This window comes from Flavobacterium maritimum (assembly GCF_040049085.1).
GTDB lineage: Bacteria > Bacteroidota > Bacteroidia > Flavobacteriales > Flavobacteriaceae > Flavobacterium > Flavobacterium maritimum.
In genome coordinates this window covers 459952-476345 of sequence record NZ_JBDLZY010000004.1, presented here as the reverse complement: position 1 = coordinate 476345, position 16394 = coordinate 459952, and the positions used below count along the sequence as shown (strand labels likewise).

The 16394-nt window shown below is 33.5% G+C and carries 8 protein-coding genes and 1 pseudogene; 4 read left to right on the top strand and 5 right to left on the bottom strand.

Features of this window, described 5'->3' with window-relative positions; translation table 11 throughout:
• Positions 1-28 precede the first annotated feature (28 nt).
• A complete protein-coding gene (locus tag ABEB23_RS11425) occupies positions 29-1966 on the top strand; it encodes a KUP/HAK/KT family potassium transporter (RefSeq protein WP_348812728.1) in 1938 nt (645 codons plus the stop codon).
• Between the two features lie 182 nt (positions 1967-2148).
• Positions 2149-2580: a nuclear transport factor 2 family protein gene (locus ABEB23_RS11420; RefSeq protein WP_348812727.1), complete on the top strand. Its 432-nt coding sequence runs from the start codon at positions 2149-2151 to the stop codon at positions 2578-2580.
• Between the two features lie 62 nt (positions 2581-2642).
• Here ABEB23_RS11420 and ABEB23_RS11415 read toward each other — a convergent pair whose 3' ends face one another.
• The gene (locus tag ABEB23_RS11415) at positions 2643-4070 is read right to left on the bottom strand and encodes an L-serine ammonia-lyase (protein WP_348812726.1); all 1428 of its coding nucleotides are present in this window, start codon (positions 4068-4070) and stop codon (positions 2643-2645) included.
• 528 nt (positions 4071-4598) lie between these two features.
• Between ABEB23_RS11415 and ABEB23_RS11410 the strand changes: the two genes are divergently transcribed.
• Complete coding sequence (locus ABEB23_RS11410; RefSeq protein ID WP_348812725.1) at positions 4599-6086, top strand: T9SS type A sorting domain-containing protein; 1488 nt, start codon at positions 4599-4601, stop codon at positions 6084-6086.
• Positions 6087-6332: 246 nt separating this feature from the next.
• On the opposite strand, the pseudogene ABEB23_RS11405 reads toward ABEB23_RS11410, so the two are convergent.
• Positions 6333-6461: pseudogene (locus ABEB23_RS11405) on the bottom strand (serine dehydratase beta chain); the annotation flags it as partial.
• A gap of 215 nt (positions 6462-6676) precedes the next feature.
• Here ABEB23_RS11405 and ABEB23_RS11400 point away from each other — a divergent pair.
• Positions 6677-7750, top strand: coding sequence for an AI-2E family transporter (locus tag ABEB23_RS11400; protein ID WP_348812723.1), 1074 nt, complete (start codon positions 6677-6679; stop codon positions 7748-7750).
• 94 nt (positions 7751-7844) lie between these two features.
• Here ABEB23_RS11400 and ABEB23_RS11395 read toward each other — a convergent pair whose 3' ends face one another.
• The 3 genes from ABEB23_RS11395 to ABEB23_RS11385 all read right to left on the bottom strand — a co-directional run bounded on the left by ABEB23_RS11395 (position 7845) and on the right by ABEB23_RS11385 (position 16262).
• Entirely contained in the window at positions 7845-8831 is a 987-nt protein-coding gene (locus ABEB23_RS11395) for a polyphosphate kinase 2 family protein (protein ID WP_348812722.1), read from the bottom strand.
• Between the two features lie 146 nt (positions 8832-8977).
• Entirely contained in the window at positions 8978-11272 is a 2295-nt protein-coding gene (gene tamL / locus ABEB23_RS11390; protein WP_348812721.1) for a translocation and assembly module lipoprotein TamL, read from the bottom strand.
• Positions 11265-16262, bottom strand: coding sequence for a translocation/assembly module TamB domain-containing protein (locus tag ABEB23_RS11385; RefSeq protein WP_348812720.1), 4998 nt, complete (start codon positions 16260-16262; stop codon positions 11265-11267). The genes tamL and ABEB23_RS11385 overlap by 8 nt, the downstream gene beginning before the upstream one ends.
• Between the last annotated feature and the right edge of the window lie 132 nt (positions 16263-16394).

The window sequence follows — 16394 nt, the reverse complement described above, 5'->3', positions numbered from 1 at the left end:
ATAATTAAAATTTAAAATCAAAGTTAAAATGAATAAATCAACTATTCAAAAAGTCACTGGAGCATCACTTCTGGTGGCGCTTGGAATTATTTATGGTGATATAGGCACCAGTCCTTTATATGTTATGAAAGCTATTATTGGGCAAAGAGAAATATCGAGATTGCTAGTGTATGGTGGAATTTCCTGTATTTTCTGGACACTTACTTTTCAAACTACTTTCAAATATATTTTATTGACACTTTCGGCAGATAATCATGGTGAAGGAGGCGTTTTCTCACTTTATGCATTAGTGAAGCGTTTTGGAAAAGGTAAATTAGTAATTCCAACTATTCTCGGTGCTACAACATTATTAGCAGATGGAATTATTACACCTCCAATTTCTGTAGCTTCTGCAGTGGAAGGTTTAGGAGATGTGGTTCCTAATATTCCAACACTGCCTATTGTGATTGTTATTTTATCGGGTTTGTTCTTTTTTCAACGATTTGGAACACAAAAAGTGGGTTTCTTTTTTGGACCAGCTATGGTGGTTTGGTTTTCAATGCTTTTTGTGTTAGGGTTCATTCAGATATTAGAGCACCCAGCCATTCTAAAGGCGTTAAACCCCGTTTATGCTTATGAATTATTAGTTGAATATCCTCATGGATTCTGGCTGTTGGGAGCTGTTTTTTTATGTACGACTGGAGCAGAGGCCTTGTATTCTGATCTAGGACATTGCGGGAAAAAGAATATCAGAATCACATGGATTTTTGTGAAAATTGCTTTAATTGCGAATTATTTAGGGCAAGCATCTTGGTTGATGACCCAAGGAAATTCATTTCTGGAAGGCAGAAATCCTTTTTATAGCATTATGCCACAATGGTTTTTAATTTCGGGAGTGATTATAGCTACTTTTGCTGCTATTATTGCTTCTCAAGCATTGATAAGTGGTTCATATACGTTAATAAACGAAGCAATGTCACTTAATTTTTGGCCACGTGTGACCATGCGAAATCCAACCAATTTAAAGGGACAAATTTACATTCCCTCGGTTAATACAATTCTTTGGATAGGTTGTATTTTAATGATACTGTATTTTAAAAATTCATCGAATATGGAAGCTGCTTACGGTTTCTCTATAACTATTGCCATGCTTATGACAACGGTTCTTCTAAATTATTATTTAATTTATATTCGAAAGATGAATAGAATCTTGATTACATTAATTATTACTGTTTTTATTGTTTTAGAAATTGCATTTTTTATTGCCAATATTGTAAAAATAAAAGAGCGTTGGATGTTTTTATTCTTTGAGCTTTTCATTTTCATGACGATGTATACTTGGTATTTTGCAAGAAAAATTAATAATAAATTTTTAAAGTTCACCAATTTAGCAGATCATACTCTACAACTTCAAGAATTGAGTAATGACAGCAGTATTCCAAAATATGCGACGCATTTAATTTATCTGTCTAAGGCAGATAGAAATTATGAAGTTGAAGAGAAAATATTGAAATCAATTTTTTCTAAAAAGCCCAAAAGAGCTGATGTTTACTGGTTTTTTCATATTAACAGAACCAATGATCCTTTTACTTTAAATTATGAAGTAATTGAATTGCTGGATGATAAAGTGATTAAAATTATTCTGAATATTGGTTTTAGAATACAACCTAAAGTGGAATTGTACTTTAAAAAAATTGTACAAAATTTAGTTGATAATAAAGAATTAAATCTCCATATACGTCCTGATGGTTCCACAAAATATAATACCGAACCTGATTTCAAATTTGTGATTTTAGAAAAATTTCTTTCGGTAGAAAATGAATTTACTATTAAAGATTCGCTATTGTTAAATTCCTATTATATGCTTAAAAATTGTTCACTTTCTGACACAAGAGCATTCGGGCTGGATAAGAGTGATGTCGAAATAGAGGAGGTACCTTTTGTATATCAACCTATTTCAAAACTTGAATTAGAAAGGAAAAAATAAATTTTGATATTCGGTTGCAGTTTACTCCATTCACAATAATAAATATCTAAACGTAAACTGTGACTGAATACTTTTTTATAATGTTTAACAGCAGAAATTGTAAAGGAAATAAAATGTATATTTTTAACTCTAAAATGTAATGTTAATATTATTTTTGGTTCAAATTAATCATAAAAGTTTCTATGAAAAATATTTCGTTAATTGTTTTATTGTTGGCAACAACTTATTGTCAATCTCAGAATCAGGAAATTAAAAAAGTAATTGAAACTTTTTTTGATGGCTTCCATGCAAAAGATTCTACAAAAATTAAATCGGTTTGCGATCCGAAAATCATTTTACAATCGATATCTGAAAGTGCTAAAGGCAATATCCTGTCTAATGAATCAGCAAACCAGTTTTACAAATCAATTGCTTCTATCTCAGCAGACTTAAATTTCCATGAAAAAATAATAGATTACACTATTCAAACAGACGGTTCAATGGCTCACGCCTGGACACCTTACGAATTTTATATCAATGGAAAACTAAGTCATAAAGGAGTAAATGCTTTTACTCTTTTTAAAGAAAAAGAAGATTGGAAAATCATTTATATTATTGATACCCGAAGAAAGTGATTAAGGTTTTAAATGGAGATTAGTATACAGACCATCTAAAACCTTTACTGTCTTTATGCGACTTAACAATCCGCCATATTCACGGCTATTGCTAATCCGCCTTCAGATGTTTCCTTGTACTTATTATTCATATCCTTGGCGGTTTGCCACATGGTATCTACTACTTTGTCTAAAGGCACTTTTGCATTTTTTGGGTCTGTTTCCAATGCTAATTCGGCGGCATTGATGGCTTTTATAGCTCCCATTGTATTTCTTTCAATACATGGAATTTGAACTAGTCCACCGACAGGGTCACAAGTCATTCCCAAATGATGTTCCATCGCAATTTCCGCTGCCATTAAAACTTGGGCAGGTGTACCTCCCATAAGCTCACATAAAGCAGCTGCAGCCATTGCCGAAGAAACCCCAATTTCTGCCTGACAACCACCCATAGCCGCAGAAATAGTTGATCCTTTTTTGAAAATACTTCCAATCTCACTAGCTACCATCAGGAATTGTTTAATCTCTTTTTCTCCTCCTTTATGATTTTCAATCACTAAATAATACATCAAAACAGCTGGAATTACACCGGCGCTACCATTTGTTGGTGCTGTGACCACACGTCCTAAAGCAGCATTTACTTCGTTTACCGCAAGGGCAAAACAGCTTACCCATTTTAAGATTTGACGGAATTTCACTTCGGTCAGTCTGATTTGTTCTAACCAAGTTTGTGGACTGTCATAATTAGATAAACCGATAAGATTTTGATGCATGTCAAAAGCTCTGCGGCGAACATTTAATCCACCGGGAAGAATCCCTTCAGAATGACAACCTATATACATACACTCCAACATGGTATTCCAAATTCGCATTAATTCATGATGAATTTTCTCTTCCGAGCGCATCGATTTTTCATTCTCATAAACAATTTCTGAAATCTTTTTATTCTCGTTTGCGCAATATTCCAAAAGTTCAGTCGCCTTGTCTATTGGAAAAGGAAAAGCACATTTTATGGCATTTTTTTTCTTGGCATTAACGCGTTCTTCCTTTACGACAAATCCGCCACCGATCGAGTAGAAGGTAGAAATATATTCCTTTCCGTCTTTAGCATAAGCGGTAAAAGTCAAACCATTAGCGTGAAAAGGAAGGAAGTTTTTATTAAAAACAATGTCTTGTGAAAAATGAAAAGGAATCAGTTTTTCATCTCCAAGATTAATTTCATTCTTATCCTTAATAGTTTTGATAATACTGTCAATATTTGAAACCGGAATGTATTCGGGATCCTGACCACTTAAGCCTAGCATAATAGCTAAATCAGTGGCGTGACCTTTACCTGTTAGGGATAGGGAACCATATAAATCTACTCTTACTCGGTCTATACTATCGAGTAAGTTTTCGCTGCGTACTTCACCCAAAAATCGTTCTGCTGCACGCCAAGGTCCAAGAGTATGAGAACTCGATGGTCCTATACCGATTTTGAGCATATCAAAAACAGAAATACATTCTTCCATATTTATAGTAGGTTTTATTTAATGCAAATATAATCGAATGTAGCAATAATTTGGGTTAAGAATGGGTTAATACTATTAATTTAATAAAATTTATAGCTATTTTATAGTAATTATTTTGTTTGAAGTGTTTTTATATAGATACTCATTTAACTTTTTTCGGTGTTTAGCAATTAAGTTAACAATTAATTGTTAATCACTATATTTTTTTCTTTATAACTTTGATATACAGCTAGTTGCATGTAATATAGATCTGTGTTTTCGTTTTTTTGGTACGCTTATCAACTTCAAAAATGCATCCAATACTGTTTCATGTTTGCATTTACTGGAATAAACAAACCCATCATTTGTCATTCCAACGAAGGAGGAATCTTCACGACATGAATAAAAATAAGGGATTCCTCCTTCGTTGGAATGACAAACTTATGGACAACTATTCCAATAAGATTTAAAACAAAATGGTATAATACAAGCAATTTCAGGGGGGAAGAAATGTCGGAATGAGTTTATAAAATATAAAAAACTAATATCATGAAAAAAACTTTACTTATTTTAGGCGCAATTCTATTTCAATTGAATTGTTTTTCTCAGCCCGCAATACAATGGCAGAAAGCACTGGGTGGTTTGTCTGATGAATATGCGAGTTGTATTCAGCAAACTACGGATGGAGGCTATATTGTGGCTGGATCAATACATAATTATGAAGCTCCTGATTATTGGATTGTAAAATTGAGCGTAACAGGAACGATTCAATGGCAGATAACTTCGGGAGGTTCCGGTTATTATTACGTAAGTAGCATCCAACAAACCACGGATGGGGGGTATATTGTAGCTGGAGAGTCTATCACTGGAAATCCGGGAGACCTTGATTATTGGGTGTTAAAATTGAGCGCAACTGGAGCAGTTCAATGGCAAAAAACATTGGGAGGTTCTAATTGGGATGGAGTAGAAAGCGTTCAGCAAACCACGGACGGAGGTTATATTGTAGCTGGATATACCGGTTCTATAGACGGCGATGTTACATTGAATCATGGTGGTACTGATTATTGGATTGTAAAATTGGATTCAACAGGAACAATTCAATGGCAGAAAACGTTTGGGGGATCCGGTCAGGATTATGCCTCCAGCACCCAACAAACCGCAGACGGAGGATATATTGTGGCAGGATCTAGTAATTCTTATGACGGTGATGTTACCGGAAATCATGGAAGTTATGATTTTTGGGTAGTAAAATTGAACGCAACTGGAACGATTCAGTGGCAGAAATCATTGGGAGGTTCTTTTATTGATGACGCATATAGCATCCAACAAACCACGGACGGAGGCTATATAGTAGCGGGAAACAGTAATTCTACAGACTTTTTTATCGGAAATCATGGAGCTGATGATTATTGGGTAGTAAAATTGAGTACAGCAGGAGTGATACAATGGCAAAAAACATTGGGTGGTTCTGGTGATGATAAAGCTTTCAGCATCCAACAAACCGCAGATGGAGGCTATATTGTAGCTGGAGTAACTTATTCTACAGATGGTGATGTTACAGGAAATCATGGAACTTATGATTATTGGATTGTAAGATCGGATGTAACAGGAACGATACAATGGCAAAAAACATTGGGTGGTTCTGGTGATGATAGAGCTTTCAGCATCCAACAAACCGCAGATGGAGGCTATATTATTGCAGGAATGAGTAATTCTACGGATGGTGATGTTACCGGAAATAATGGAAGTTATGATTATTGGATTGTAAAACTGGAAGAAGATCCATTGTCAACTTCCGATTTTCAACAAGAGCGCATGGTCATTTATCCTAACCCTGCTAAATCAATGCTCAACCTTCAATTACCTAATATTGTGCTAATTAATAAAATTATGATTATAGACCTTAGCGGAAAAATAATCATGGAACAAACTAAGGATACTAAGCAAGTAAATACTGAGGGGCTTGCGTCAGGAATGTATCTAATACAAGCCATTTCAGGAGGGAATAAATGGCAGAGTGAGTTTGTGAAAAACTAATACTGTTTATGTTTGTATTTACTGGAATAAACAAACCCGCCATTTCATTTCGACGGAGAAGTCACGTTATCTGAATGACTTGATGTGATTTAGCTCCGCTGAACATACGTTTCTCTTTCGTCGAAATGATAAACTAAAACGGATGCCCGATAGCTAAACTAAAAACCAAATTTTCTTTTCGCCATGAGCGATTTCCCAAATTTATTTGATCTAAAACCCAACGCTCATCATCTGGTAAATATGGTTTTCGAGTAAGTTTTCGCTGCGTATTTCACCCAAAAATCGTTCTGCTGCACGCCAAGGTCCAAGGGTATGAGAACTCGATGGTCCTATACCGATTTTGAGCATATCAAAAACAGAAATACATTCTTCCATAACTTTAAATTTCATGTTACAAATATAAATGAAGAGATATGTAAAATTAGGTTTTACATCTAAAAAAATAAGAATTTGACAAAAAAATAATAGGATTTAGAATAAACATTGATGATTTTTTAGCGCTTCAAAAAAACTAAAGTTTGAGTTTAATTTAGTAATTACATTAATAAAATCAATAAATTTACTATGTATTAACTAAAAAATTAAAAATTATGGAACCATCTGATGCTAATCCCATACCCAATAAATTTGAAAAAATAGTTGATATCCTGATCCGTTTGGGAGTTTTATTTTTGCTGATTACCTGGTGTTTTGATATTTTAAATCCATTTAAATTAATTATGATTTGGGCATTTGTAATTGCGATTGCCATTTACCCCGTTTATCTGTCTTTTGTTAAAATCTTATATGGGAAAAGAATTGTAACCATTGTCTTGCTGATACTTATAATGCTAAGTGTTATTATCGTTCCAAGTTTTTTGGTTACAAAGTCTTTATTTGAAGGAGTTAACCATGTTCGGGAAGTTTATGAAAAAGGAGAGCATTTAATTCCACCACCTGGGAAAAACACGGCAAACTGGCCAATTTTCACAAAACCAATTATCGATATCTGGCAATCGGCTTCTGATAATTTACAAAAGACGGTTTTGTTATACTCGGAAGAATTAACGGCTGTTGGAAGGTGGGCATTAGCTGCTTTTGCAGATATAGGAAAGGGTATTTTACAATTTAATGCTTCTATAATAATTGCGGGTATTTTTTTAGCTTATTCGAAATCGATGAAGGAAGTTTCTAAAAAAGTATTTACAAAATTAGCAGGGGAAAATGGAGAAAATTATTCCTTATTAACTGCAATGACTATTCGGAATGTTGTAAAAGGTTTTCTGGGAGTTGCCTTAATCCAGACGACTATGGCCAGTCTCGGTTTTTTTATAGCAGGTGTGCCATTTGCGGGGCTATGGACCGTGATTTGTCTTGTTCTTGCCGTAATTCAGGTAGGAATGGGAATTATTGTAATTCCGTTATCAATCTATATGTTTTCAGTTACTGACGCAACAACAGCCACTATCTTGGCTGTGTGGTTGGGTATCACTCTAATGGCTGATAATATATTGAAACCGATTTTATTAGGAACAAATAACCCTGTCCCAATGCCTGTTGTTTTTCTGGGCGCAATTGGGGGGTTTCTATACAATGGTTTCATTGGGCTTTTCTTAGGTTCAGTTATTCTTACCATTGGATATAAATTATTTATAGCTTGGATAAATACCAAGAATCAAGAATAAATCATAGACCAAAACCAATTTTACTGACAATTTTTGGACAAAATAAAAGCTCCCTTTGTTTTTATTTAAAAAAATTAAAGGAGCTTTATTTATTTTATTCTTCTGACAAAAGTGCCTTTTTAATCTCATTTAATTCCGCAACTTTTTCATCACTTACCTTTGGATATTCTAATCCCATTTCGTCCAATGTATGAATTACTGCAGAAGCAATCGCGATACGCGCGTAGGATTTATTATCTGCCGGAATTACATACCAAGGGGAATCTTCTGTTGAAGTATTTTTAATCAATTCTTCGTAGGCATGCATGTATTCATCCCAATGTTGGCGTTCTTTGGCATCGGCAGTGCTGAATTTCCAGTTTTTATCTGCATCATCAATTCGTTCTATAAAGCGTTTTTTCTGTTCGTCTTTGGATACATTCAGAAAAAATTTAACCACAACAGTTCCGTTACGGCGTAAATATTTTTCAAAATTTCTTATATCTTCAAATCGTTCGTCCCAAATATTTTTGGTAATTAATTCCTCGGCAAGTTTTTGTGCCTTTAAAATGTGCTCATGAACTCGAACTACCAAAACTTCTTCGTAGTAGGAACGGTTAAAAATTCCAATTCTACCGCGCTCTGGTAAGTGTTTTTGGCAACGCCATAAAAAATCATGATCTAATTCTTCTGAACTGGGTGCTTTATAAGAAGAAACCTGGCATCCCTGAGGATTTACACCCGAAAGAACATGTTTAATGGCTCCGTCTTTACCCGCTGCATCCATCGCCTGAAAAATCAGTAGCAAAGACCATTTATCTTGAGCATATAAAATTTCCTGCATGGTGGCTAAAGCATCGACCCCTAATTCTAGGGTATCAGCAACCAATGATTTATCACCTTTATCCAAATCAAAGTCAACATCGCTTTTATAATCTTTTAGGCGAAAAGAATTTCCTTCACCAACACAAAATTGCCCTGAAAATTTTTTAGCGTGCTCGATACGCTCTTTAGGACTCAGTTTTTGAAAATTCTTAAGATTTTTTTCGGGGAATTTGATTTTTTTTGACTTATCATTTTCTGATGACTTAGACTTTCCCATATTGAATGTTTTGATGTTAATAATGAATTCAAAAGAAACAGAAAGATTTAACTTTCCTATCAAATTTACTGAATTTGAACTTATTAAAAATATGAATTGATTTTTTTTTACCTAGCGGAATCCGTTTTGAATTACTATTTGCTGTTTTAAAAAGGATAACCGATTGCCAGATTAAATATTAAATTTTCATTACGCCAAGTACCGCTGCCTAAATTTATATCATCAATGACCCAGCGCTCTCCATTGGGTAGATAGGGTTTTCTAATAGGGAAGGCGAAGTCTGTTCTGAGAATTAGGAAAGATAAATCAAAACGCAAACCGACTCCGGTTCCAACTGCAATATCATTCATGAAATCTTTAGAAAATTTAGAGCCTGGTTTGTCTGGATCATCGCTTAGTAACCAAATATTACCTGCATCTACAAACAGTGCCCCTTTAAGTTTTCCATATATTTTTGCCCGGTATTCGGTATTAAATTCCAATTTTATATCCCCTGATTGATCTTCTGTTATGGAATCAGTCTGCATTGCCGGATCATAATAACTTCCCGGGCCAAGGGAACGTGCGCGAAAAGCTCGAATACTATTGGTCCCCCCAATAAAAAACTGTTTGATATATGGCATTTGCTCCAAATTACCATAGGCAAATCCCGCTCCTACAATAAGTCTGCTAGCAAGTTGAGATTCTTTCGAAAGTTTTAAAAAATGCCTGAATTCATTTTCTATTTTTACAAATTGGCTGAACGGAACGCCAAACACCTTGATGGTATCACCAGCTTTACCGTTTGCACCGGTAAGCAAACCGGTAATATTTGCCGAAAGATCAACTGATACTTTATTGTAGAAAGTGTTTGTCAATCTCTTCTTCATTGTATTCGAATAGGTAAAGGAATAGGTAGGACCAAAAACTAACTGTTTTTCAATTACTTTCTCAAGAGAGGGATTTTGTTCCATCTGCTCTTCATATAGAGCGGTTACATTTTCTGGTCTCGCATACGTAATTTCAGTAAGGTTTAAATGATGTTCTTTTCTTTCGTTTGCTTTCCATAAATACCCAAAGGCTGTATTGAAAGTAGCCAAGGTATACAATTGCGTTCTGTTTTGGAATTCATACCCAAAAGTTGCTTTGGTTTTTGGTACAAAAGCACTCGACGATTTAATTTGAAAAGGAGCTATGATTCGTGGCCAAATCAAATTTGATTCTGTACCCAATCGGTAAACATTATATCCTTCATTTTGTCCCGATACCTGAACTTCAAATCCCCCAAAAACAGAAACAGTAAGTAATTCGGCACCTTTAAAAGCGTTGCGATTGCTCCAATTTGCATTTAACTCGGTGCCGGTATAATTTGCATCATTTGTTTTGGCTAAAATTTCAAAACTGATAGATTTCTTTTTAAAAGGAGTAAGATAATAATAGGCATCTAAATAATTTCCAATAGTATCTGCAACTTTGAATTGGTTTTTCACAAATTTGAAAGTACCTAAACTGACCAATCGGCTTAGGGATAAATTATGATTTGTACGATTGTACAGATCATCTTTCTTAAAATACAAAGCACGATCAAAAATTTTTGGCTTAAATAAATTTTCCCCGCCAATTATAGTAAAATCATTGTGTTTTGTAATAGAATCAGGCTTTATTACCAGACTATCACTACTGATGGAATAATTCGGGTAAATAATTATTTTATTGATTTTGTATTGTTCTGTAGACAATTTTGGCGCCTCATTCTTCACTTTTACAATCAGATCAACCTCATGATTGGCAACAGTACTGTCCACTTGAATTTTTAGATAATCTGGATTAAAATAGAAAAAACCCTTTTCTTTAAGCTTGGTATCTATACGAACTCTTTCTTTCTTTATTATGTCGAGGCTATAATGGTCACCCTTTTTCAATAGGCTTCTACGGCTAGTATTTCGGACTTCACGAGAGATTGCCGAGGAATCTTCCGGGAATTTTACTTCTCTGATTTTGAATTTTTTAATAGACCTTACATTATAATTTGCTTCAACTGTTTTTCCTCTATGAACGGAATCCACCGAAATTTTAGTATTGAAAGAACCATTATTTTCTGCGAAATTTTGAAGAACACTTTTGTTGTATTCTAAATCCACCTGACTGTATAAAACAGGAGCTTCACCTACTTTAGTTTTGAGCCAATGTCGTATCCCTTTTTCTTTTTTTGGTGTGCCTGCAATATTATAAATAAATAACTTCGGTCTTAATCCGAGAATATCAGAATTTGGTTTTGGACGTACTAATTTCTTTAACTCTGATTTCAATTCAAGGTTTTCTTTCTTCGAAGTTTCGTCTCCTTCGATTTTTATTTTCGCACCAGTATATAGCAATTCCCCTTCAGCCAGATACTTTGTATTACTGCATGAACTGGCAAAAAACACCAAAAGAAGAAAATATGATAAATGAGACCTATTCATCAGATTTCTTTTTTAGTTCTTTTTCTCTTTTCTCTTTTAACTTTTCCGCCTCACTTTTACGAAATAATTCTTTGAATTCTTCATAGTCCAGTGTAACGATAAAAGCAATACCGGTTTCGATAACCTCACCTTGAAGTGCCACTTGGTATTTATTTACACGATAACCTCTTATTTTATATTTTCCGTCTTTTGTAAGTTGGTAATCCAAAAAAACATCTGTACCAATGTTTGATGATCCTTGATTAGCCTCTTCTGATCCTTGCAATCCAAAATTACTTCCCACAGTAACTTTCAAACGATCACTGAACATTTTCTTTGAAACCTCCACATTCAAATCGGTTCTGTTTTCTAGTTGCCCTGAAGAGTAATCTTCGGTTGCCGTTAAATCAAAATTTAGCTCAACACCACTGATTAAATCTCCAGCAAAATTATTCATCTGTTGGGTCAAAATTTTACTGGCGCTTTCCCTGGCCATAGAAGCCGCAGTAACATCTCCTGTTTCACTGGCAAAAGGATCTTCACCCATAAAACGACCAAACAGGAGCAAAGCGAAAACTTGTTTGTTTAATTCATCCGGATTTTGGCGTAATTGATCTAATTTAGATTTAATGGTATTTGAAACTTCAGCAGATACGGTAGTGTTTTCAGGCATAACAATATTGAAGCTAATGTCAGGTTTCATTAATTCCCCACTAACTTTTAATTCTGTTTCAAAAGGAATTTTTTCTTTGTACGTATTTTTTGCTTGGTCCGAAATATTTCCAAGTTGATCATACATCAGATCGATTGGGGCTGTTTTGATTTTATAAATTGCTGTAACAGAAATGTTGGCGCTTGTTGGATCACCTGTCCAGATAACATAACTTCCTTTCTTGATATCAAATTTCTTTTTAATCGAATTAAAGGTCATTTCATAAGATCCTTCACTAAACTCATATTTACCTGTTAAAGTAGTTTTTCCTGAAGGATCAATGCCTCCATTTAGATTTGCCGCCCCTTTTAATTTTAAAAAATCACCATTGGCTTTATCAATAATTAACGTTAAATCGGCCTCTTTGTCTACTTCAATATTGACATAAGCATTAAATCCTTTTACATCAGATGTACTGTTAATGGTATCAATACTAACCGTTTCATTAAATTCAGGATGGTCCTGATCGATAAATTCGACAATTCCCTCACGATCTGCTATTGACGGAGCAGACTGTGGTACAACAACGGTTAATTTAGTGTCTTTGTTTATTTTGATATTTCCTTCCACTGTAGGGTTTTCAAAAGTGCCTTTTAACGTTAGATGATTATCTAAAAATAATTCGCCATAAAACAAATCATTATCTTTAGCTTTTGAGTTAACGGCCTTAAAATTCTCAGCATCGATAGCTAAATCAAAGCCTAAATTGCTGTAATTCTGACTATCGATTTTACCGTTTATTACTAATTCATTATCACTTTCGTCTTTTATGACAAAACGGTCGAATAAAATAAGATCGTTTGTAAATGTGATTTTATCGTTTACTGACTTGAACTTTGCATTTAATTGTTTTATTTTAAAACCTACATCATTGAATTGCAATTCGCCAATTACCATTGGTTTATTTGAGTTCCCTATAATCTGAAAATTCCCAGTCAAAAAACCTGTACTTTCTGTAATTTGATCCATTGAAAACCCTTGAATACTCTTCATATTTAGTTTCTCAATGAGCAGCTTCATATCAAGATTTCTATCATTTGAATTATAAATACCATCCAGATTAACTTGATTTCCATGACCTGTGATAGCAATTTTTGTATCGTAAGTATTTGCGGTCTGGTTATTAACTTTTATGGCGATAGTTCCGAGAGTGTCCTTTTTAAAACGAAAATCTTCAATTGTCAAATCAGAAATAAAAACAGGATTTGTTGTTGCAGTCTTCAATAAAGCATTTCCATTGACTTTTCCACTCATTTGTAAATCACTTTTTAAAACCATTTTTGAAACGGTTCCTACTTCAAAATTTTTGAAATCGACTGCAATTGGAGCATCTGGATCTTCGGATTGAGATTGTATTTTAATTGTGTTTCCATCACTTCCTATTTCAAAATCAGATATATTAAGTCCTTTTTTACCAAAGCGAATCGCATTACCCTCAGATAAATTGTAAGTATCGTAATCAAGCAGAAGAGTTTTAGGATCAATAGTAATTTCTGAATTTCCGTCCAAAGCCTTTAATGTCCCCGATAAAAAATAACGATTCTTATCATTTAAATCTTTTAGCTGTAGGGAATAATCCAAAATGTTATTTTTTACTTTTCCGAAAATATTAGTATAAGGTGATTGTATTGCAGATCCTTGTATATCATCTACAAGCAGGCTGTATACTAGACTATTGTCTTGGGTATCAATATTTAAAACCGCTCCGTTAATGGTGTTTTCTCCATAAATTAATTTTGAAGTTGAACCATTTAGCATAATATAATCATTTTCAGAATTGTATTTGCCCACAACAGTTATCGGATCAAAACTTTTCAATTCAGACAAGAATACCAAAAAAATGGGATGGTGTTTTATCTCCATTTTTAAATCAAATTGTTGTGTTTCGGTACCTAATTTTTTTGACTTTGGATTGGTATCATAATATCTCGTCAAAGAATTTGAGAATGCGTTTGCAATCTGAGATAATTTGTATTTACCATTTACTTCTGCATTCAAAAAAGAAGATTGTAAAAGCAATGTGTTTTTATCCACAGTGGATGTAGCAACCAGTGTGATACTATCTAGTGTAACTTCATGTTTTTCGTTGCTAATGAATAGGGTATTAGCTTTAATATTTCCATTTAGATAATCTAAATCAATAGTTTGAAAATCAGCATCAATTATCCCTTTCAATTTCATAGGTCCTGCATGAAGATTTAATTTGTTTAAATCAGCAATATCAACATTCAGTTTTACTTTTGCTGATGGATATTTATCTCTAAAACTTCCGCTACTAATTAAACCAAAAGTAAGATTTGGGTCTTTTGCATCCGCTGTCATGTCAAAATCTCCGTTCTTAATTACTCCATTAAGGTTTATATTTTGATAGACATATTTATTATAATGAGCTTTAATGATGGTTGCACTTCCAATTGCATTTGCCGTTTTGGGATTTAATCCTGTTCCTTTTATAGTTGCTTTTAAAGTAATTTTTCCAATCGAATCATTTTTAAGAAGCCTTCCTAAATCAAAATTGTCGAACTCTGCTTGAGCATCGTATTTTTCCAGTTTTTTCCTTCTGTGGTCAAAACTTGTTTTGATTTTGGCATTACCTGAACTAGTCAACAAATTCAGATTGGTATAAAAATTATCAATTGTTCCTTTGAAAGTTCCCTTTACACTAAATTGTAGAGGCAATTGAATCGAGTTTGGAATAGTTCCTTTAGGCACAAACGCATCGAGGTCTTTTGCACTGGATTTGAAATCTTTAATAGTCAGATTAAAATTAGCTTTCTTCAAATCGGGTAAACCAATTATTTTTCCACTGGCAGCAATTTTGGTTGAACCAATTCCACTAATTTCTAAATTCGGAATTTCAATATTTTTTAACTTGCCGGATACCTTACTATTAATTAGCAATATAGCAGTGGGATTACTTTTAAAAGGATTGGTTTCAGATAATTTGGGAACAAATAATAAAACGTCTTTAAATCCCAATTTACTTTTCTTCAAAGTAGCCGTGATTCTTAATTCTCCCAATTTTTTAGTCAAGGATGCTATCGATGGATACCCAATTAGAATCTCATCTTTCAATAAAGTCTGTGGAGTTCTCAAATATAATTTTTTCAAATAAGCATTTTTTTTGCCGTAGAAAAAATCAGTTGTAAAAGACTGAACAATCAAGCCACTTTGTTCTGCAGCTTTAAAAGAATTTACATTTCCGGAAATATTTTCGGGATTGTAATTGATATTTTCAACTTCTAAATTTAGATTTTTAAGGTTCAAATGGTTGTAGTCAAATCCTTTTTTTAAGACAATTGCATTATTATCATCATAACGAAAATCAATTTGTTTGAAACTCGTTTTATTTATTTTAATTTCCCAATTATTTGATCCATTTGCATTTTTTTCTTGCTTTGCACTGGATTTATTTGTTTCTCCCAATGCTAAAACTCCTTTGGTATCCAACAAATCGATGCTTTTGATGAGCAAAAATTGTTTATTGAGATCAATTTTATCAAATTTGACCAATAGATTTTTTAAGGCTATTGTAGTGCTGAGTTTTGAATTTTCATCCGAATAATCAACTGCAAGTCTCCTGAAATCAATTTCTCCTAATTGTAACTTTAAAGGAATTTTAGAGGATCCTCTATCCCGAATAGTTTTGTTTGCGGTTTTAGCTAAACCTTGCTTCAATTTTAATTCTAATCCATTGATTGTGATTTTTGGAACTTCAAAGTTCATTTTATCAAGATCAAAAGTTTCAATAGCGGTATTGAAATGTTTTAGGTTAATATAAAAATAGTCCTTTGAAAGAGCGTCTTTGTAATTTACTTTTATTCGATTCAGGTTAATTTCGCCCAGCGAAAACTGTAGGGGTGTAGCATCCTCTTTCTTAGGTTTTTCTTTAGCAGTAAAGGCTTTAACAATATAATCGAAATTAAAAATACCTTTTGCGTCACGTTTTAAATTGGATGTAATTCCTTCTATTTCCAGCGAATTGATTTCTACTTTGTTATTTAACAATTGGAATAGGCTAATATCAATAGCTAATTTTTCGCCAGCCAAAAGCGTATCTTTTTTTTGATCTTCAAAATAAACACCTTTAAGAATTACTTTTTCCGGAAAGCCAATCTTGAGGGAATCTATACTTACTTTGGTTTTGATTTTACCTTCAATATAGTTTACAGTTTTATCTTTAATAAAATGCTGCACAGAAGGAATTTGAATTACAAGTATTAACAGGAATAGCAATACGAAAATCGCTGCTATTATTCTTAGGAAAATTTTTACTATTTTCTTTAAGTTCTTTTTCAAATGAAAACATTTTAGGTTTAAAATTAGCCATTTTAAACCGAAATTGCAATTTTAAATGCTAAAGCAAACCGCTGATTTTTTAAAACTATAAGAGCCATATTTAACTTTCCAACAAGGAAATAAATTAGCTGT

Bases quoted from the DNA above. Each gene is read 5' to 3' on its own strand.
- ABEB23_RS11425 (WP_348812728.1), top strand. From the start codon at position 29: ATGAATAAATCAACTATTCAAAAAGTCACTGGAGCATCACTTCTGGTG.
- tamL (WP_348812721.1), bottom strand. From the start codon at position 11,272: ATGAATAGGTCTCATTTATCATATTTTCTTCTTTTGGTGTTTTTTGCC.
- ABEB23_RS11395 (WP_348812722.1), bottom strand. From the start codon at position 8,831: ATGGGAAAGTCTAAGTCATCAGAAAATGATAAGTCAAAAAAAATCAAA.
- ABEB23_RS11410 (WP_348812725.1), top strand. From the start codon at position 4,599: ATGAAAAAAACTTTACTTATTTTAGGCGCAATTCTATTTCAATTGAAT.
- ABEB23_RS11415 (WP_348812726.1), bottom strand. From the start codon at position 4,070: ATGGAAGAATGTATTTCTGTTTTTGATATGCTCAAAATCGGTATAGGA.
- ABEB23_RS11420 (WP_348812727.1), top strand. From the start codon at position 2,149: ATGAAAAATATTTCGTTAATTGTTTTATTGTTGGCAACAACTTATTGT.
- ABEB23_RS11400 (WP_348812723.1), top strand. From the start codon at position 6,677: ATGGAACCATCTGATGCTAATCCCATACCCAATAAATTTGAAAAAATA.